The 17,507-nt window shown below is 67.4% G+C and carries 20 protein-coding genes; 13 read left to right on the top strand and 7 right to left on the bottom strand.

The annotated features are described in order from the left end of the window. Positions 1-47: 47 nt before the first annotated feature. Positions 48-299, top strand: coding sequence for a hypothetical protein (locus GGQ80_RS11830; protein WP_183985027.1), 252 nt, complete (start codon positions 48-50; stop codon positions 297-299). 98 nt (positions 300-397) lie between these two features. Here GGQ80_RS11830 and GGQ80_RS11835 read toward each other — a convergent pair whose 3' ends face one another. The 3 genes from GGQ80_RS11835 to GGQ80_RS11845 form a co-directional block, all read right to left on the bottom strand. Further along, on the bottom strand, positions 398-532 hold the full coding sequence (locus GGQ80_RS11835) for an entericidin A/B family lipoprotein (RefSeq protein ID WP_183985029.1): 135 nt from the start codon (positions 530-532) through the stop codon (positions 398-400). Between the two features lie 246 nt (positions 533-778). Beyond that, a complete protein-coding gene (locus GGQ80_RS11840) occupies positions 779-2,362 on the bottom strand; it encodes a sensor histidine kinase (RefSeq protein WP_183985031.1) in 1,584 nt (527 codons plus the stop codon). Between the two features lie 10 nt (positions 2,363-2,372). Next, positions 2,373-2,537 (bottom strand): NepR family anti-sigma factor, encoded by a 165-nt coding sequence (locus GGQ80_RS11845; RefSeq protein ID WP_183985033.1) that lies wholly within the window; start codon positions 2,535-2,537, stop codon positions 2,373-2,375. Positions 2,538-2,799: 262 nt separating this feature from the next. On the opposite strand from GGQ80_RS11845, the gene GGQ80_RS11850 reads away from it, so the two are divergent. The 3 genes from GGQ80_RS11850 (at position 2,800) to GGQ80_RS11860 (ending at position 4,549) form a co-directional block, all read left to right on the top strand. Then, a complete protein-coding gene (locus tag GGQ80_RS11850; RefSeq protein ID WP_183985035.1) occupies positions 2,800-3,606 on the top strand; it encodes a response regulator in 807 nt (268 codons plus the stop codon). A gap of 54 nt (positions 3,607-3,660) precedes the next feature. Then, complete coding sequence (locus GGQ80_RS11855) at positions 3,661-3,801, top strand: hypothetical protein (RefSeq protein ID WP_183985037.1); 141 nt, start codon at positions 3,661-3,663, stop codon at positions 3,799-3,801. Between the two features lie 88 nt (positions 3,802-3,889). Continuing rightward, complete coding sequence (locus GGQ80_RS11860) at positions 3,890-4,549, top strand: sigma-70 family RNA polymerase sigma factor (protein ID WP_183985039.1); 660 nt, start codon at positions 3,890-3,892, stop codon at positions 4,547-4,549. A gap of 176 nt (positions 4,550-4,725) precedes the next feature. Here the strand turns inward: GGQ80_RS11860 and GGQ80_RS11865 are convergent, their stop codons facing one another. Then, a complete protein-coding gene (locus GGQ80_RS11865; protein ID WP_183985041.1) occupies positions 4,726-4,893 on the bottom strand; it encodes a hypothetical protein in 168 nt (55 codons plus the stop codon). A 131-nt stretch (positions 4,894-5,024) separates the two neighbouring features. Between GGQ80_RS11865 and GGQ80_RS11870 the strand changes: the two genes are divergently transcribed. The 7 genes from GGQ80_RS11870 to GGQ80_RS11900 all read left to right on the top strand — a co-directional run bounded on the left by GGQ80_RS11870 (position 5,025) and on the right by GGQ80_RS11900 (position 12,051). Next, positions 5,025-7,631: a bifunctional [glutamine synthetase] adenylyltransferase/[glutamine synthetase]-adenylyl-L-tyrosine phosphorylase gene (locus GGQ80_RS11870; protein ID WP_183985167.1), complete on the top strand. Its 2,607-nt coding sequence runs from the start codon at positions 5,025-5,027 to the stop codon at positions 7,629-7,631. Further along, positions 7,624-8,079, top strand: a complete 456-nt coding sequence (locus GGQ80_RS11875; RefSeq protein ID WP_183985042.1) for a peroxiredoxin — start codon at positions 7,624-7,626, stop codon at positions 8,077-8,079. The genes GGQ80_RS11870 and GGQ80_RS11875 overlap by 8 nt, the downstream gene beginning before the upstream one ends. A gap of 148 nt (positions 8,080-8,227) precedes the next feature. After that, positions 8,228-9,022 (top strand): ferritin-like domain-containing protein, encoded by a 795-nt coding sequence (locus tag GGQ80_RS11880; protein WP_183985044.1) that lies wholly within the window; start codon positions 8,228-8,230, stop codon positions 9,020-9,022. A 150-nt stretch (positions 9,023-9,172) separates the two neighbouring features. Beyond that, positions 9,173-9,862: a M23 family metallopeptidase gene (locus GGQ80_RS11885; RefSeq protein WP_343051035.1), complete on the top strand. Its 690-nt coding sequence runs from the start codon at positions 9,173-9,175 to the stop codon at positions 9,860-9,862. Positions 9,863-10,125: 263 nt separating this feature from the next. Next, complete coding sequence (erpA, locus tag GGQ80_RS11890; protein ID WP_183985046.1) at positions 10,126-10,452, top strand: iron-sulfur cluster insertion protein ErpA; 327 nt, start codon at positions 10,126-10,128, stop codon at positions 10,450-10,452. Positions 10,453-10,489: 37 nt separating this feature from the next. After that, positions 10,490-11,260, top strand: a complete 771-nt coding sequence (xth, locus tag GGQ80_RS11895) for an exodeoxyribonuclease III (RefSeq protein WP_183985048.1) — start codon at positions 10,490-10,492, stop codon at positions 11,258-11,260. After that, positions 11,257-12,051, top strand: a complete 795-nt coding sequence (locus GGQ80_RS11900) for a transporter (protein WP_183985050.1) — start codon at positions 11,257-11,259, stop codon at positions 12,049-12,051. The genes xth and GGQ80_RS11900 overlap by 4 nt, the downstream gene beginning before the upstream one ends. Before the next feature lie 115 nt (positions 12,052-12,166). Here GGQ80_RS11900 and GGQ80_RS11905 read toward each other — a convergent pair whose 3' ends face one another. Beyond that, positions 12,167-13,318, bottom strand: a complete 1,152-nt coding sequence (locus tag GGQ80_RS11905) for a GNAT family N-acetyltransferase (protein ID WP_183985052.1) — start codon at positions 13,316-13,318, stop codon at positions 12,167-12,169. Positions 13,319-13,481: 163 nt separating this feature from the next. Here GGQ80_RS11905 and GGQ80_RS11910 point away from each other — a divergent pair, with 163 nt between their 5' ends. Both GGQ80_RS11910 and GGQ80_RS11915 read left to right on the top strand, forming a co-directional pair. Further along, positions 13,482-14,576, top strand: coding sequence for a fatty acid desaturase family protein (locus GGQ80_RS11910; RefSeq protein WP_183985054.1), 1,095 nt, complete (start codon positions 13,482-13,484; stop codon positions 14,574-14,576). A gap of 66 nt (positions 14,577-14,642) precedes the next feature. Beyond that, complete coding sequence (locus tag GGQ80_RS11915; protein WP_183985056.1) at positions 14,643-15,125, top strand: hemerythrin domain-containing protein; 483 nt, start codon at positions 14,643-14,645, stop codon at positions 15,123-15,125. A 1-nt stretch (position 15,126) separates the two neighbouring features. On the opposite strand, the gene lptG is transcribed toward GGQ80_RS11915, so the two are convergent. Together lptG and lptF are read right to left on the bottom strand one after the other, a co-directional pair. Next, positions 15,127-16,221: an LPS export ABC transporter permease LptG gene (gene lptG / locus GGQ80_RS11920; protein ID WP_246347034.1), complete on the bottom strand. Its 1,095-nt coding sequence runs from the start codon at positions 16,219-16,221 to the stop codon at positions 15,127-15,129. Then, complete coding sequence (lptF, locus tag GGQ80_RS11925; RefSeq protein ID WP_183985058.1) at positions 16,218-17,420, bottom strand: LPS export ABC transporter permease LptF; 1,203 nt, start codon at positions 17,418-17,420, stop codon at positions 16,218-16,220. Before lptF ends, lptG begins: the two co-directional genes overlap by 4 nt. Positions 17,421-17,507: the final 87 nt, after the last annotated feature.

Below are 17,507 nucleotides of genomic sequence, written 5' to 3' on the forward strand. Positions count from 1 at the left end.
CCGTGGGCGGCTATCTGCGTTGGAACGACGGACGAAGGATGATGACGATGCGTCACGTGCCGCTTCTTGCCCTGCTGGCCTTGCCGATCGCGGCGCATGCCCAGCCATTGAAACTGCCCAAGCTGACCGACGAGGCGTGCGCCCGCCATACCGATCGTGTGCGCAAGCCGGCGCCGTCCAAGGCGACGCCGCGCAAGCTTGGCGAGATGCCGCCGGCGAAGGGCTATTACACCGTCTATCGCGAGGCGGGCGGTTGCCCCGTCCCGGCCGCGGTGAAGGACGAAGCGGCCAGGCGCTGATCGAGCCGGCCGACCGCGATCCCCCCGAATAGCAAAACCCCCGCGCCGGTATCCCGGCACGAGGGTTTTTTTCCGTCGTCGGTAGGGCGGGGAGCCGCTTACTTCGACTTGTCCGCGGTCTTGGCGACGGTGTCGCCCGCCGACTTGACGTCCTTGCCGACGCCCTCGACGGTGTTGCAAGCGCTGACCATCAGCGCGCCAGCGACGATCGCCATTCCAACCAGCTTACGCATCGAAACCTCCTTCAAACGGGCGTGAATGCCACGGGTGCAATGCGCCACGTCCGAAGATCGTTCCGTCTGCGCATTGATCGATGTGGGGATACCCAGAACGTTAAAGGCCCGAAAGCATCACCGGGGGGGGAGGGTGGATGCTTCCGGGCCTATTGCGTGGATCGCGAGAGCGGGGGGGCATAAGATCGCGATCCGAAGGTAGGAACGGCGAAACTTGCCCCAGGTTCCAGCGCCCGCGAAAATTTTTTAGTCGCGGCCCAGTACCGTCAGCATGATCTCGTACGCGCCCGTCAGGGGATCGTGATGGAGCGGTGCGCGCAGCTGGCGCGAGAGACCTTCCATGACCCGGCCGTAGCGGGTCGAGGCGAGTTCGCGCAGCCGATCGCTTTCGACGAAGGCGCGGGAGACGAGGCGAAGCACGGCACGCTTTTCGCCATCGGCCGGCTTGATCGCGACCCGGACCTGCGCCGCGGGATCGACGTTCATCGCCAGCTCGATGCCCTCGGTCACCAGGAAGGCGACGGCGACGCCGACATCCTGGTTGACGAGGAAGGGATCGATGTCGAGCGCGATGCCGATGCTGGACCCGGCCGGCGCGGTGGCGCGAATGTTGCTCGCCAATTCGCCGATCACGGGGCGCAGGTTGAGGCCGCGATTCTCCTCCATCTCGGCGAAGTGGTTGCGGTGGACGACCGCCAGCGCATCAACCCGGCGCTGGATCGAGGCATAGGCGTTGGTCGCATCGCCGCTGGGCGCGCCGCGCGCGTGGAAGTTGATCAGGCTGGAAATGACCTGGAGGTTGTTCTTCACGCGATGATGGACTTCGCGCGTCAGCTTGGTCTGGCGGACGAGGCCTTCGGCAAGCCCGGCCTCGTGCAGCGCGACGGTGCGGCTGATCGCGCGGAAGGTGTCGCCGAGTTCGCGGATCTCCTGCGCCGGCATCGCGCGTGCGGCGCCAACGTCAATCTCGTCACCGGGCGTGAACCGCGCGACGCTCGTGCGCAGCCGCTGGAGCGGCCGGATGAGCATGCGATCGACGACGAACCAGCCGATCCCGGCCGCCAGCGCCCACATCACGAGCGGCAGCATCAGCGCGATCACGAGCGAGGAGGTGATCGGCGCCGAGCGAGTCGAGGTGCGCAGTTTCAGCCCGCCGACGCCGAGGTCGGCCTCGATCGATTCGACGCGATCGAGCGGACCGAGCCCGTCGATCGCGGATAGCTGAAGCTGGTCGGTGCCGTCGACGAGCGCGCTGCTGATCGGCACCGCCTTGCTCTCCGGTGATCCGAGCTGTGCCAGGAAAGCGCGCGGGAAGAAGACGCGCGCGCTGGGGCTGCCGCGGCCGCCCGGCACCTCGAGGATCAGGCCGCGGTTCGCGATGATCGTCGACCCGATCGGCTCGCCGCGGTTGATCGTGGCGGCGGCGACCCCCGGATCGCCGCACAGCGAGCGGCCCTGGCGATCGAGGATCGAGAAACGCGTGCCGATGCTGGCCTGCTGCGCGAAGACACCCTGTACACGGGCGCAGCTGGGCGCGTCGGCGGGATCCTGGGCCAGCGCGTTCACCGCCGCTCGCAGCGCGGTCATGTCGCCGATCAGTTCGATCGAGATCGACCGTGCGCTTTCGTTCGCGGCGACGCGCAGCCGTGCCCGCGCCTCGGCATCGGCGAGGCGGCTCGTCTGGAGGGTGGCGATGACCGCGATCAACGCCAGCGGCAGCAGCGCGGCGCTGAGGATCAGGAACAGCTTCGCACCCGTCGTCAGCCGCGCGAACGACAGGGCGGGTGCGGTCTGCGAGGCCGGGGTGGGGGAGGAGGGTGCGGTCGCCATCGACCGCGGACTAGGAGAGCTTGCTCAACAGGTCGAGCATCTCGTCCGGAATCTGCTCGTCGACGGTCTTCTGATAGGCCGAACGCAGCGCGGACCCGGCATCGCGATCCCGGTTCGGCGTCTTCGACTCAGAAGAGGTACGCGGCGGCGTGTTCTTGTCCTTATCTTCGGCCAAAACGCATCAATCCCCCTGAGCGCCCCTGGATGACAGTCGTCGACGCAGCTTTCGCAGCGCGCCGGCCGTTTCAGTCGTGCGCAATGCATGATCTCGGCAATGAAACCAAATCTCGCTTCGATGGTTCCCCGCAGTGCGCGAAAATTCCCGAACGCTAGCGGGGAGCGGGTTTTCGTCGTCGGCAGGGGCAGCCGATCATTGCCATCATTCGCACCGCCATACAGGCGGTTGTCTGGAATTAATTGGGGAGTCGTCGTCTCTTATGTCGCTTGGCCAGCAACTCGCACCGCATTTGCCCTTTCTGCGCCGCTATGGCCGCGCGCTGACCGGCAGTCAGGCGCAGGGTGACAAGTATGTCCGCGCCACGCTGGAGGCGATCGTGGCGGCGCCGGAGGAATTTCCGCGCGACGTCGATCCCCGCCTGGGCCTCTATCGCATGTTCCAGGGCATCTGGACGTCGGCGAACGTCGACGGCGAGCAGGCGACCAGCGCCGCCGATACCGACGGCGAGGGGCATGAGGCGGTGGCGCGCGCCCGACTGGCGCGGATGACCCCGCTGTCGCGCCAGGCGCTGCTGCTGACCGCGATGGAAGGCTTTACGCCCGAAGACGCGGCCTATCTGATCGAGGTCGATACCAGCGAGGTCGAGAGCCTGGTCGCCGAGGCGCTGGCCGAGATCGAGAAGCAGACGCGCGCCCGCGTGCTCATCATCGAAGACGAGCCGATCATCGCGATGGATATCGAGACGATCGTGCGCGACCTGGGCCATGACGTGACCGGCGTCGCCGTGACCCGCGACGAGGCGGTGGCGCTGGCGATGGAGGATCGGCCCGGCCTGGTGCTCGCGGACATCCAGCTCGCCGACGACAGCTCGGGCATCGACGCGGTCAAGGATATCCTGGCCGAATTCGAGGTGCCGGTGATCTTCATTACCGCCTTCCCGGAGCGACTGCTCACCGGCGAGCGGCCGGAGCCGACGTTCCTGATCACCAAGCCGTTCCAGCGGTCGACGGTGAAGGCGGCGATCAGCCAGGCGCTGTTCTTCGACCAGGCGACGGTTCCCGCCTGACCGGCGGGTTCCCACAGTTACGGACCCAAAACGTCTTTCGGGGGTTGATGCGACATGGCTGACCGTAACGACAAGATCGAGCTCGACACCGACGAGGCGCGCGCCGGCACGACGCCGGGGATGACGCGCTATATCCTGGGCTTTTCCCTGGTGTTGGTCGTCGTGGTATTCTTCATCCTGTTCAATTATTTGTAAGCGATACGGGATGGAGACGGCCGCACTGGCAACGAGCGCGACAACGCCCTATCTTTCCTCCACGCGCTCCGCGTCCGATCGGAATTTGATGACCCAGCCTGTCTCGCGTGTCGACCACGACCAGGATGACGACGACATCGACACGTCGCCGCCGGTCGAGCACGTCGCGCTCAGCGATCCCGAGTTCAAGACCCAGCTCGCACAGGTGATTCCGCACCTGCGTGCGTTCGGTCGCTCGTTGTCGGGCAGCCGAGACCTCGCGGACGATCTGGTGCAGGAAACGCTGCTCAAGGCATGGGCCGCGCGGCAGCGTTTCCAGGCCGGCACCAACATGCGTGCCTGGACCTTCATCATCCTGCGTAATCTGTACCTTAGCCAGATGCGCCGCGCCCGGTTCAAGGGCGAGTGGGACGATTTGGTCGCCGATCGCATCCTGGCGGCACCGGCGAGCCAGGACCGTCACGTCGAGCTCGGCGACATGCAGCGGGCGTTGATGCATTTGCCGCAGCCGCAGCGCGAGGCGCTGATTTTGGTCGGTGCGGGCGGCTTTGCCTATGAAGAGGCGGCCGAGATCTGCCAGGTCGCGGTGGGTACGATAAAGAGTCGCGTCGCGCGTGGCCGCGTCGCGCTCGAGGCAATCCTGAGCGAAGGCTCGCTGCCGTCGCGCCGCAGTCATGAGACCGATACGAGCAAGACCGCGCTCGACACGATCATGGGTGAGGTCGACGAGCTCAGCCGGGGGCGGTGAGGGTTTCGCAGGTCGATTCAGCTTAGTGCGTCATCCCGGACTCGATCCGGGATTCATTTGGCCGCTTGGCGGCTCTCTACATAATCAGTCGTTTAGGGCGACATGGATCCCGGCTCAAGGCCGGGACGACGCGGTATTTTGGTGAGGCGAGCTCGCTCTATCGGCTGCGTCGGCGATTAATGCTTTGCGTCCAGCCTTTGCAGCATCAGCATCATATCGGCGGATAGCGCCGGCGCACCGAAGGCGTTGCGCAGCGTCTTGCCGATGCCGTCGGTCGCGCGCGGGGCGCGGACGATATAGTCGTGCTGCTTGGGGGCAGTAGACATGGTGGCGACGTTGCTCATGCGGTATAGAACGGCCGGGGGGCGCCGATGTTTCGCTTGACATTTTGTTTTTGTCGCTGCGCGTGACCAATCCGGGACAGAAGATCACCGATGCGCTGCGCAGGGCCGAAGCGCATTCGCCCTTTCTCGCGATGCAGCTGGGGCGCGACCCGGGGTTGCGCGAACGTTTGCAGGGGGGCGACATCGCTCTCGATGTCGAGACGCTGGCGCTGGACGAACCGGTTTCGCGGCGGTTGCGGTGGCAGCGGCGGACGCTGGCGACCGCGGTGGCGATCGGGGATCTGGCGGGGGTGCTCGACCTGACCGAGGTCACGGCGGCGCTGACGCGCTTCGCAGACCATGCGCTCGATCTCGCGATCCGCACCGCGATCCAGGAGCGGACCCCCGAAGCCGAATCGCGCGGCTTCGCGGCGATTGCGCTCGGCAAGCAGGGCTCCGCGGAGCTGAACTACTCGTCGGATATCGACCCGATCCTGATCTTCGATCCGGCGACGCTGCCGCATCGTCCGCGCGAGGATCCGCAGGAGGCGGCGGTGCGGATCGGCAAGCGGGTCGTCGAGCTGCTGCAGGCGCGCGATGCCGACGGCTATGTGCTGCGCGTCGACCTGCGGCTGCGGCCCTCGCCCGAGATGACACCGATCGCGCTGCCGGTCGATGCGGCGATCGGCTATTATGAATCGCAGGCGCTGCCGTGGGAGCGCGCCGCCTTCATCCGCGCGCGTGCGGCGGCGGGGGACATGGCGCTGGGGCGGCGGTTCCTGGATGCGATCCGCCCCTTCGTGTGGCGGCGCGGGCTCGACTATGGCGCGATCGCCGAGATCCGCGAAGTGTCGCGGCGCATCCGCAATCACTATGCATCGGGGCAGGCGCTGGCGGCAGGCTTCGACCTGAAGCGCGGGCGCGGCGGGATCCGCGAGGTCGAGTTCTTCGCGCAGGTCCATCAGCTGATCCATGGCGGGCGCGATCCAACGCTGCGCGCGCCGGCGACGCGTGACGCGCTGGCACGGCTGGCCGAGGCGGGGATGATCGACGCCGGCGAGGCCCGCGACCTGGCGGACGCCTATACGCTGTTGCGGACGATCGAGCATCGGGTCCAGATGGTCGACGATCGCCAGACCCATACGCTGCCGACCGGCGCCGCGCTCGACAATGTCGCGCGGCTCCATGGGCTAGACGATGGTGCCGCGCTGCTGGCGTTGCTCGACGAGCCGGTGCGGCGGGTCGGTGCGATCTACGATCGGCTCGACGACGGCGCCACCGACGGCCTACCGCGCGACGAGGCGGCGCTGGTCGAGGCGCTGGCTGCGGCGGGGATCGACGAGGCCGCGCAAACCGCCACGCGGATCGCCGAGTGGCGGACGGGTCGCTATCCCGCGCTGCGTAGCAGTGCCGCGCGCGACGCGCTGGAGGCGGTGTTGCCGACGCTCGTCACCGCGCTGGCGGCGGCACCCGACCAGGCGGCGGCGACGATGCGGCTGGACCGATTGCTGGAGAAATTGCCGAGCGCGATCAATGCGCTGCGCCTGCTGCAGGCGCGCGAGGGACTGGCCGAGCAGCTCGTCGCGATCCTGGCGCATGCGCCGCCGCTGGCGGACGAGCTGGCGCGGCGGCCGGCGCTGCTCGACGGACTGGTCGACGCCAGCGCCTTCGCACCCGTAGGCAGCGTTGCCGAGCTGGTCGCGGCGATGCAGGGCGGCGATGCGGGCGATTACCAGGCGCGGCTCGACCATGTCCGCCGCGTCGTGGGAGAAAAGCGGTTCGCGCTGGGGACGCAGATCGTCGTGGGTGCCGCCGATCCGCTCGACGTATCGGCGGGCTATGCGCGCGTCGCCGAAGCGGCGATCGAGACGCTGGCGGCGGCGACGATCGAGGAGTTCGCGCGCAGCCACGGCGCGGTGCCGGGCAGCGAGTTCATCGTCCTGGCGCTGGGCCGGATGGGCGGTGCGGCGTTGACGCATGCGTCGGACCTCGACCTGATCTATCTGTTCACCGGCGATTTTTCTGCCGAGTCCGACGGCGCCAAGCCGCTCGGCGCGACGCTGTATTACAATCGGCTGGCGCAGCGGCTGACGGCGGCGCTGTCGGTGCCGACCGCGGCGGGGCCGCTCTATCCCATCGACACGCGGCTGCGGCCGTCGGGGACGCAGGGGCCGCTGGTCGTCAGCGTCGACTCCTTCGCCCGCTATCAGCGCGAGGAGGCGTGGACGTGGGAGCATATGGCGCTGACCCGGGCGCGGCCGGTGTTCGGATCGGCAGCGGCGCGAACTGCGACGCAAGCGGTGATCGACGCGGTGCTCGGCGGCGAGCGGCCGGCGCGCGACGTGGCGGCGGAGGCGGTGGCGATGCGTGCCGAGATGGCGCGGCACAAGCCGCCGGCGGGGCCGCTCGACGCCAAGCTGGCGCCCGGCGGGCTGGTCGACCTGGAATTCGCCGTCCATGTCGTCCAGCTGACGAACCGGGCCGGCTTCGACCCCCATCTGGATAAGGCGATCGCCGCGCTGGCGGAGCAGGGGCTGATGTCGCCGGCGATGCCGGCGGCGCTCGACTTTCTCACCCGGCTGCTCGTCGCCAGTCGCCTGCTGGCACCCGATGCCGCCGAGCCCGACGCTGCGACCTGCGCGCTGATCGCACGCGCCGTGGGGGCGGAAGGCTGGCCGGCGGTGGTTGAAAGCCTGGCGACGACGCGTCAGGAGGTGGCGCGGGCCTGGGCCCTGGCGACGGGAGCGAGCGATGGATGAAGGTACGGCGATGCCGGCGGTGACGGTGACGGGCGTCGAGGGCACGCCGCTGCGGCTGACCGATCTGCCGCTGCCGGCGGCGATCTATTTCTATCCCAAGGACGATACCTCGGGCTGCACCCGCGAGGCGCAGGACTTTACCGCGCTGGGCGATGCCTTCGCGGCGCTGGGGTGCAGCGTGCTCGGCATCTCGAAGGATTCGCCCGCTAGCCACGCCAAGTTCGCGGCCAAGCACGCGCTCGGCGTGACGCTGGCGAGCGACGGGAGCGGCGCGGCGTGCGACGCCTTTGGCGTGTGGGGCGAAAAGTCGATGTACGGCCGAACATATATGGGGATCGAGCGCGCGACCTTCCTGTTCGACGCCGAGGGCAAGCTGGCCAGGGCCTGGCGCAAGGTGCGCGTGCCTGGCCACGCGGAGGCGGTGCTGGAAGCGGCAAAGGGGTTGTGAGGGAGTGTCGCTATTCCTCCCCCGGAGGGGGAGGGGGACCGCGGCGCAGCCGGGGTGGAGGGGTATTCTCCTCGATCGACACTGCTGGTGGCGAGTACCCCTCCACCAGCCTGCGGCTGGTCCCCCTCTCCCTCCGGGGGAGGATTTGATGACGTCCATCGCTGCCGCGTGCCGTGACATCCTGCTGACCAGCGATCCGGCGGCCAAGGTGACGCTGGCCCGCGCCACCGCGCGCGCGTGGCGGCGCGGCGAGCTGGCCCATCGTTTCGACGTCGCGATGCCCGACGAGCCGGCGCGTCCGGCAGAGCCCGAACTACTTGCGCCCAGCCGGATGCCGAAGCGCGGGCGGGGCGGGTCGGCGAAGGGGCGGCTGGCGCTGCTCCATGCGCTGGCGCACATCGAATTTTCGGCGATCGACCTCGCCTTCGATGCGGCGGGGCGGTTCGGGGCGCAATTCCCCAGGGCGTTCAGCGACGACTGGATCTCGGTCGGCGCGGACGAGGCGATGCACTTCGCGGTGCTCGACCGGCGGCTGCGCGGACTCGGCAGCCGCTATGGCGCGCTGCCCGCGCATGCCGGATTGTGGGAGGCGGCAGCGGCAACGTCGCACGATGCCGCGGCGCGGCTGGCGGTAGTGCCGATGGTGCTGGAAGCGCGCGGGCTCGACGTGACGCCCGACACGGTGGCGCGGATCGAGGCAGCGGGCGATCATGCCTCGGCGGGCATCCTCCGGCGCATCTACACCGACGAGATTCGCCACGTCGGGTTCGGCTCCGCCTGGTTCGGCTATCTGTGCGCAAACGGCGGATTCGCGCCGGCCGCGCATTGGCAAATGCTGGTCACGCAGCATTTTCGGGGGCTCATTAAGCCACCGTTCAACGACTCGGCGCGGGCGAAAGCCGGTTTGACGCGCGAATTCTACGCACCTCTTGCGGTGAACTGACAACGTCGGCCACACAATCGGCGTCAGGGTTGCGGTGGGGCTGCTGCCAAGACGACATGTGGAACGCCGCGGGATCCAGCCATGGATTCCAGCGGAAATGACAATTGGGGTCCGATGCCGCTTTTCGTCCAGTCCGTCGCCGCTGCCCTAGTGCGCGTACGTAATGTCCTTGCCGCCGCCAGCATCGCCGCGATGGCGTTGACCGCGGTTCCGGCCACTGCCGAGGGCGCAGCCGCCGCCGGCGCATCGGGAGGCCCGCTGGTCCCCGCCGCCAGCGTCGCCGCCGCCGCCGACCTGAAGGCCGACGCCCAGTTCCGCACGCTCTTCCAGACGTGGAAGAAGCTCGACATGCGACCGACCGGCGCGATCGCGATCCCCTCGGTGCAGCCGGTCGAGCATCTCCAGTTCACCAGCAACTTCGGCATCCGCTCGGACCCGTTTCGCGGCACCGCCGCGATGCATGCGGGCGTCGACATCCCCGGCCCGACCGGCACCCCGATCTACGCGACCGCCGACGGCATGGTCAGCCACGCCGACCGCCAGGGCGGTTATGGCAACATGGTCGAGATCAACCACGGCAAGGGCATCGCGACCCGTTACGGCCACCTGTCAAAGATCCTGGTCGCCGATGGCCAGCAGGTGAAGCGCGGCCAGCTGATTGCGCTGATGGGTTCGACCGGTCGCTCGACCGGCCCGCACCTCCATTATGAGGTCCGCATGGACGGTCATGCGGTGAACCCGGTGCCGTTCCTGACCTCGGCGGACTATCTGCTGGCGGCGCAGGATCGGGCGGTCACCGCGATCCCGGTTGCGACCGACGGGCCGTCCGCGCTGGATTGATCCGGGGCGGCGTCGTTTCCGCGACGGCGGAAACTTATCATCGCTGACATGGCGCCTTTCATCGAGAGGTCAGCCAGCATGGATCCCCGCCTGCGCGGGGATGACGGGTTGTGGAACGGGGTGTCCCGACCAATTAGCCGTCCTGCTGAACTTGGTTCAGCATCTTACGCGGCTCTTTCCGCCAGAGAGACCCCGAAACGGGTTCAGGATGACGAAGCCCTGCTGTTGTTGCCCTTCCCGTCCAGCACTCCTATCTCGCCACCATGACCGATATCGCTCTCAGCCCCTCCGCCGCCCAGCGTGTCGCGTCGATCGCGGCGAAGCAGAACCGGCCGGCGATCCTGCGGCTGTCGGTTGATGGCGGTGGCTGTTCGGGGTTCCAATACAAGTTCGGTTTCGCCGACGAGCCGCTGAGCGACGATGCGATCGCCGAGACCGACGGCGTGCAGCTGGTGGTCGACAGCGTCAGCCTCGATCTCGTCCGCGGCTGCATGGTCGACTATGTCGAATCGCTCGGCGGTGCGGCGTTCCGGGTCGAGAACCCCAACGCAGCCTCGGGCTGCGGATGCGGGACCAGCTTCGCGATTTGAATTGCGGCGCCCGGCGCGTGAGCGCACAAGCGCGGGCGTGAAGATCGTCACCTACAACGTCAACGGCATCAAGGCTCGGCTGCCCCGGCTGATCGAGTATCTGTCGGAAGATGCGCCCGATATCGTCTGCCTCCAGGAATTGAAGGCGAGCGACGAGACGTTCCCGATCGCGGACGTCGAGGCCGCCGGCTACGGCGCGGTGTGGCATGGCCAGAAGAGCTGGAACGGTGTCGCGGTGCTCGCCAAGGGCAGGCAGCCGGTCGAGCGCCAGCGTGGGCTGGCGGGGGAGCCGGATGACGAGCACAGCCGCTATCTGGAGTGCGATGTCGACGGGTTGGTGGTCGCGTCGATCTATCTGCCCAACGGCAATCCGCGGCCCGGCCCCAAGTTCGATTACAAGCTGCGCTGGATCGATCGGCTGGCGGCGCGCGCGCGCGACTTGCTCGCGGAAGAAGTGCCGGCGGTGTTGGCGGGCGATTACAACGTCATCCCCAACGATGACGACACCTATTCCGTCCGGGCGATGGCCGAGGACGCGCTGATGCAGCCGGAGAGCCGTGGTGGCTATCGCGCGCTGGTGGCGCAGGGCTGGGCCGATTCGCTGCGCTGGCGCTTTCCCACGGGCGGGGTGTGGACCTTCTGGGATTATCAGGCCGGAGCGTGGCAGCGCGATCACGGCTTTCGCATCGATCATCTGCTGTTGAGCCCGCAGGCCGCCGACCGGCTGACCGATGCCGGCGTCGACAAGGCCTATCGCGGGCGCGAGAAGGCGAGCGACCACGCGCCGACCTGGGTGACATTGCGATGATCCGCTGGGCGGCGCTGGCGCTGGTCGCGCTGCCGGCTGCTGCGGCGGCGCAGGAGGACGGCCCACGCTTTTGCCCGACGCGGCCGAGCCTGGGTGGGTCGAGCTGCACGACCGAGCCGGGCCGCGTCCACGTCGAGATGTCGCTGATCGACTGGCAGCGCGAGGATCATGGCGATGGCCGCGACGACCGGATCCTGACCGCCGACCTGCTGACCCGCTTCGGCGTCGGCAGCAAGACCGAGGTGCAGGTCGGCTTCGACGCATTCGGCCATGATCGGGAGCGCAATGCGTCGGGTTCGATCGACCGGCTCGACGATGTCGGCGACGTGACGATCGCGGTCCGCCAGCATTTGGCGGGCGAGGAGGGCAAGGCGTTTTCCGCCGGCATCCAGCCGTTCGTAACGATCGCGGTCGGCAAGGCGCCGGTGGGAGCGGGCGACTGGGGCGCGGGGATGATCGTGCCGGTCCAGTACGACCTCACCAAGAAGCTGGCGGTGCAGTTCACCGCGGAGGGCGACGCCGCGGTGAACGAGGCGGGACAGGGCCGCCACCTGGCCTACAGCGGTATCGGCGGACTGCGCTACAAGCTGACCGACATGGTCAACCTCGTCGCCGAGCTGGAGCTGGAGCGCGACGACGATCCGATGGGGCATGAAACCCATGCGCTGGCGGCATGGTCGGTGGCGTGGCGGCCGACCAAGCGGTTCCAGCTCGATGCGCAGGCGATCGCGGGGCTTAACCGACAGTCGCCCAATTTCCGGCTGGTGGCGGGCGGCGCGGCGCTGTTCTAATCGGCATAACCGCCCAAGATGCCGAAACAAGTTCAGCATGACGGCATGAGAGTGGCGAGCGTCCCAATAGCCCGTCATGCCGAACTCGTTTCGGCATCTCAGGCTCAACGCAGAGTTACAGATCCCGCCCGTACACCTGATACACCTTGTTCACGCGGCTCTCGATCGCGGTGGCGATCGAATTCATCCCCTGGTTGTCGTCGAGGATCCAGCCGATCTCGCCGCGGCTGGCGCCGTAGCGGCTGACCGAGGCGCGGCGGATGTATTCGATCATCATGAAGGCGAGCTGGCTGGCCATCCGCGACGATTGCAGTTCCTTGCGCACGCCCATCAGCGGTACGCGCATCGTCCGCACCTTGGGCGCGCGCAGCCACAGCAGCAGCTTCGCCCAGCCGAAGGGAAGCAGGTTGCCGTTCAGCGGCTTGATCGCTTCGTTGAGGTCGGGGAGGGTGATCATGAAGGCGACCGGCTTGTCGTCGAGCTCGGCGATGCGGATCAGGTCGTTGAAAACGATCGGCTTCAGCTTCACGCCGACGTCCTTGATCTCGGGCGGGGTGAGGGGGACGAAGCCCCAATTGTCGCTCCACGCATCGTTGAGGATGTCGAGGATGATCGCGGCCTCCTCCTCGAACTTGTTCTTGTTCACCTCGCGTACGCGGATGCGGGGGTTGTTCTCGCCCGACTTGATGATCCGCTTGACGATCGGCGGGAATTCCTGGGTGATGTCGAGGTCGTAGGTGACGAGCTTCTTGACCGGCTGGTAGCCCGCCGCCTCGATCCAGCCGCGATATTCGGGCTTGGCATGGCCCATCATCACCGTCGGGGCATGGTCGTAGCCCTGGATCAGCAGGCCGGGCTCTTCCCAGATCGATTGCGAGATCGGACCCAGCGCGCGGGTCATTCCCTGGCCGCGCAGCCATTCCTCGGCATGCGCGAGCAGCGCCTGGAAGATATCCTGACGCTCCGCCTCCATCAGCCCCCATTGGCCGGTGCCGGGGCCGAAGCCCTGCTCGGCGGGCATCTCGAGCGCCAGCGTGTCGATATGCGCGGAGATGCGTCCGACGACGCGGCCGTCCTCTTCGGCCAGGAACAGCTGCGCCTTGGCATGGCTGTACCAGCCGTTCTTTTCCGGCGTCAGCAGGCCCAGCGCCTCGCCCTTCAGCGGCGGAACCCAGTGGGGATCGTCGGCGTAGAGACGAAAGGGCAGGTCGACGAAGGTCTTGCGATCGCGCTTGCTGTCGATCGGCCAAATGGTGAGGCTTGCCATGGTGCGGCTATCTAGCGTGCGCCCCGATGGCTGGCGAGTGACATTGCTGTCATCGCCTTAAGGCCGTTCATCGCCTGGGTCGTTCACCGTCAGCGGGATTGTCGCAACCGCCAGCCTCGAAAAGACACGCTCCTGCCACTATCTTGAAGCAATGGACCACGCCATGGACAACAGCATCACCTTGCCGCGCGCCGGCGCGACGGCCCAGCCGCGGGATGCCGCGCCGCGTCAGCGGATCGCCGACGACAAGGCGATGCTGCGATCTGCCGCCGAGATGACGCGCGACCTGCACGCGCCCGACCCGAAAGTGTATTGGGCGGACCTGATCGCGTCGGTCGTCGTCGGCTATGGCGCGTTGGCGGTGGCGATGACCGCGTCGTCGACCGCGGTGATGATCGTCGCCGGCGTCGTCGCGATGCTGGGCATGTATCGCGCGCTGAGCTTCATCCATGAAGTCAGCCATATGAAGCATGCCAGCTTGCCGCATTTCCGCACCGGCTGGAACGCGCTGGTCGGGGTGCCGATGCTGACCCCGTCGTTCATGTACGAGGGCGTCCACAACCTGCACCATGCCAAGACGCGCTATGGCACGAGCGAGGATCCCGAATATCTGCCGCTCGCGCTGATGAAGCCATGGACGCTGCCCGTATTCGTGATCGTGTCGGCGTTGGCGCCGGTGGCGCTGCTGTTCCGCTATGCCGTCTTGTCGCCGCTGTCGGTCATCGTGCCGGGGCTGCGCCGGATCGTCGTCGAGCGTTATTCGGCGCTGGCGATCAACCCGCACTTCCGTCGCCGCGCGCCGGAAGGCGAGGCGAAGGCGCAGTGGAACCGGATCGAGGCGGCGGCGAGCGTCTGGGCGATCGCCGTCGTGGCGTTGGTCGCCACCGGGACGTTGCCGTTGCATGGCTTCCTGGTCGCGCTGGCCGTCGTGGCGGGCGTGGCGGTGGTTAATCAGGTGCGGACCTTGGTCGCGCATCTGTGGGAGAACGACGGTGAGCCGATGACGGTCACCGCCCAGTATCTCGACTCGGTCAACGTGCCGCCGCCGTCGATGCTGCCGATGCTGTGGGCGCCGGTGGGCTTGCGCTATCACGCGCTGCATCACCTGCTGCCGGGTGTGCCCTATCATCACCTGGGCGAGGCGCACCGCCGGATCAGCGCCGCGGTCGGCGAGGATTCGCCGTATCACAAGGCGAGCTATGCGGGCCTGCCGTATCTGGCCGCCAAGATCATGCGAAGCACGCTGGGCCGTCGCTGAGGCGATCCACGCTTAAGGCGGCGCCGTTCCGGTCGTTCTAACCCTCATCAAGATTTGGGTGGAACGATGCTGAACAGGTTGCGCCGTAGCCACCGTGGGCTTGAGGCGGCAGGCGCCGAGATTGCGGCGCTGCTGAACGCCAAGGCGCCGGATCCGGTGGCACTGCCGGCTGCGCGCTGGAACCTGGCGACGCTGATGACACAGCATATGGCGATGGAGGATCGCCACCTCTTTGCCTATCTGGTCAAAGACCCGCGACCCGAGGTGGCGCGGATCGGACGCAGGTATCGCGAGGAGTTCGCTGGCCATTTCGGCAGCTATGCCGATTATGCCAAGCGCTGGACCGCCGAGCGGGTCGCCGAGGATTGGCCGGGATATCAGATTGCGGCGCGAGACCAACTGCGATTGCTGAGCGAGCGGATCGCCCAGGTGGAGCGCGACCTGTTTCCGCTGGTCGAGGGCTGCTCGATCAACGGACGGGGGGCGATTAGCACCAATTGGGCGCGCGACGTCTTCGCGGTGAAGGACAGTATCGCGCCGCAGCGCTGAGCTATTCCTCGGTGCGGATCAGCACCGCTTCGCCGATCAGGAAGAACAGCAGGAACGGCGCCCAGGCGGCGAGGAAGGGCGGGTAGGCGCCGAGATTGCCCATCGCCAGCGCGAAATTGTCGGCGACGAAATAGGCGAAGCCCAGCATCATCCCGATCACCGCGCGGATGAAGAGCTTGCCCGATCGCGCGATGCCGAACGCCGCGACGGCGCCGAGCAGCGGCATCAGCACCGCCGACAGCGGCCCCGACAGCTTGTGCCACAACGATCCCTCGAGCGCCTTGGTCGGGCGACCAGCGTCCGCCAGGTCGCCGATCGCCGAGCGCAGCGCACCGAACGACAGGCCGTCGGCATTGACCTCGCCCAGCGTGAACTGGTCCGGCCGGACGCCGGGGGCGACGATGATCGTGCCGACGTTGGCGATCCGGCCCGAGGCGACGTCGAAGCGGGTGGCCGGCGCGATCGCCCAGCCGTTGCCGACGCGACGGCCACGCGGCGCCCGGATGATCGACTTCAGGCTGCCGCCATCACGATCATAGACGGTAATGCTGCCGAGCTGCACCGCGTCGCCGCGGCCGCGGATCTGGTCGACCTCGATCAGGTCGTCGCCGTCGCGTACCCAGACGTTGGTGCGATCGCCGCGGTCGATCGGCAGCGGCCCGTATTCGACCCTCTGCCACTGATCAAGCGTCGCGGTGGCGCGGCTGACGATACGGTCGTTGAAGGCGAAGGTAATGATCGCGACGCCGAAGCTGGCGATGACGAGCGGCGCCAGCACTTGATGCGCCGAGAGTCCGCCGGCCTTCAGCGCGATCACCTCGCTGTTCGCGTTCATGGTGATGAGCGTCAGGATCGTGCCGAGCAGGACCGAGAAGGGCAGGAAGGTCGCGATGATCTGGGGCGCGCGGAGCGACACATAGGTCCACACCTGCGGCTCGCCATTGCCCGGCTGGGCGAGGATGCGGCCCGATTCGCTTAGCAGATCGAGTGCCTGGAGCACCAGCACCAGCCCGAACAGGATGGCGAAGGTGCGCGTCAGGAACAGCTTCGCCATGTAGAGCGCGATGACGCGCGAGGGGAAGAAGCTCTGCTTCATGCCGCCTGCTCCGCCTGTTTGCGGCGGGCGCCGGGCAGGCGACGCCTGACGACGCTGGCGATCTTGCCGAACACGCGCTCCAGCGCCCCGATCGGCTGACCGCCGGGCACATAGGCAAGCTGGTAGTACATCCAGAAGACCAGGCCGGCGAAGATCAGGAACGGCACCCACAGCGCGATCAGTGGATCGATGCGTCCCAGCTCGCCGATCGACGACGCATATTCATTGACCTTGTGATAGGTCACCAGCATCACGATCGCGATGAAGACGCCGATGCCGGACGTCGATCGCTTGGGCGGCACGCCCAGCGATACGGCGAGCAGCGGCAGCAGGAACATCGTCGCCACCTCGACGATGCGGAAGTGGAATTCGGCGCGGCTGCTGTCGCGCAGCTGCTCGGTCGCCGCGGTCTGGCCGTTGCGTGCCAGCTCGGGCAGCGTGAATTCGAGGTTGCCGCCGCCGCGCTGCCGGAAGCTTTCGAACTTGGGCAGGTCGATCGGCAGGTCGTGCGACGAGAAGGTGAGGACCCGCGGAGTCTTGAATTCCGGCCGGTTGTGGATCAGCGTACCGTTGGTCAGGCGGAAGATGATGACGTTGGGATCGTCGGTCGCCATGAAGCGACCGCGCTCCGCCGTCACCGCGATCCAGTCGTTCTTCGGCGTCTGCGCATGAACGAAGATGCCGGCCAGATCGCGACCCTTCTCGCGGCTCTGTTCGATGCGCAGCGTCATGCGCTGGCCGAGATGGGTGAACTCGCCGACCTTGATCGACGCGCCCAGTGCGCCGGTACGCAGCTCGAAGCGCAGCTGCTCGTAGTAATAGCGCGCCTTGGGCTGGACGAACCCGACGATCAGGATGTTGACGATCGCAAGGCCGATCGCAAACAGATAGGGCACGCGCAGCATCCGGGTGTAGCTCATCCCCACCGCGCGCATCACGTCGAGCTCGCTCGATGTGGCGAGGCGGCGGAAGGCGAGGAGGATGCCGAGCATCAGCCCGATGGGAATGCCGAGCCCCAGATATTCGGGCAGCAGATTGGCGAGCATGCGCCATACCACGCCGATCGGCCCGCCCTGGGTCGCGACGAAATCGAACAGGCGGCGAATGCGATCGAGCACCAGCAGCATCGCCGAGATGATCAGCGTCGCGAACAGCGGCAACGCGATCAGCCGGGCCATGTAGCGGTCGATCAAGGGCATGGAGGGAAAAGCTCGCACCGGGAAACGTCCGCCGTATAGGCGCGGGCGTTGCCAGCGTCAGCCCTTAATCAGCGATATCGTTCCCTT

Origin of the sequence: Sphingomonas jinjuensis (assembly GCF_014197105.1) — a bacterium.
Classification (GTDB): Bacteria; Pseudomonadota; Alphaproteobacteria; order Sphingomonadales; family Sphingomonadaceae; genus Sphingomonas; species Sphingomonas jinjuensis.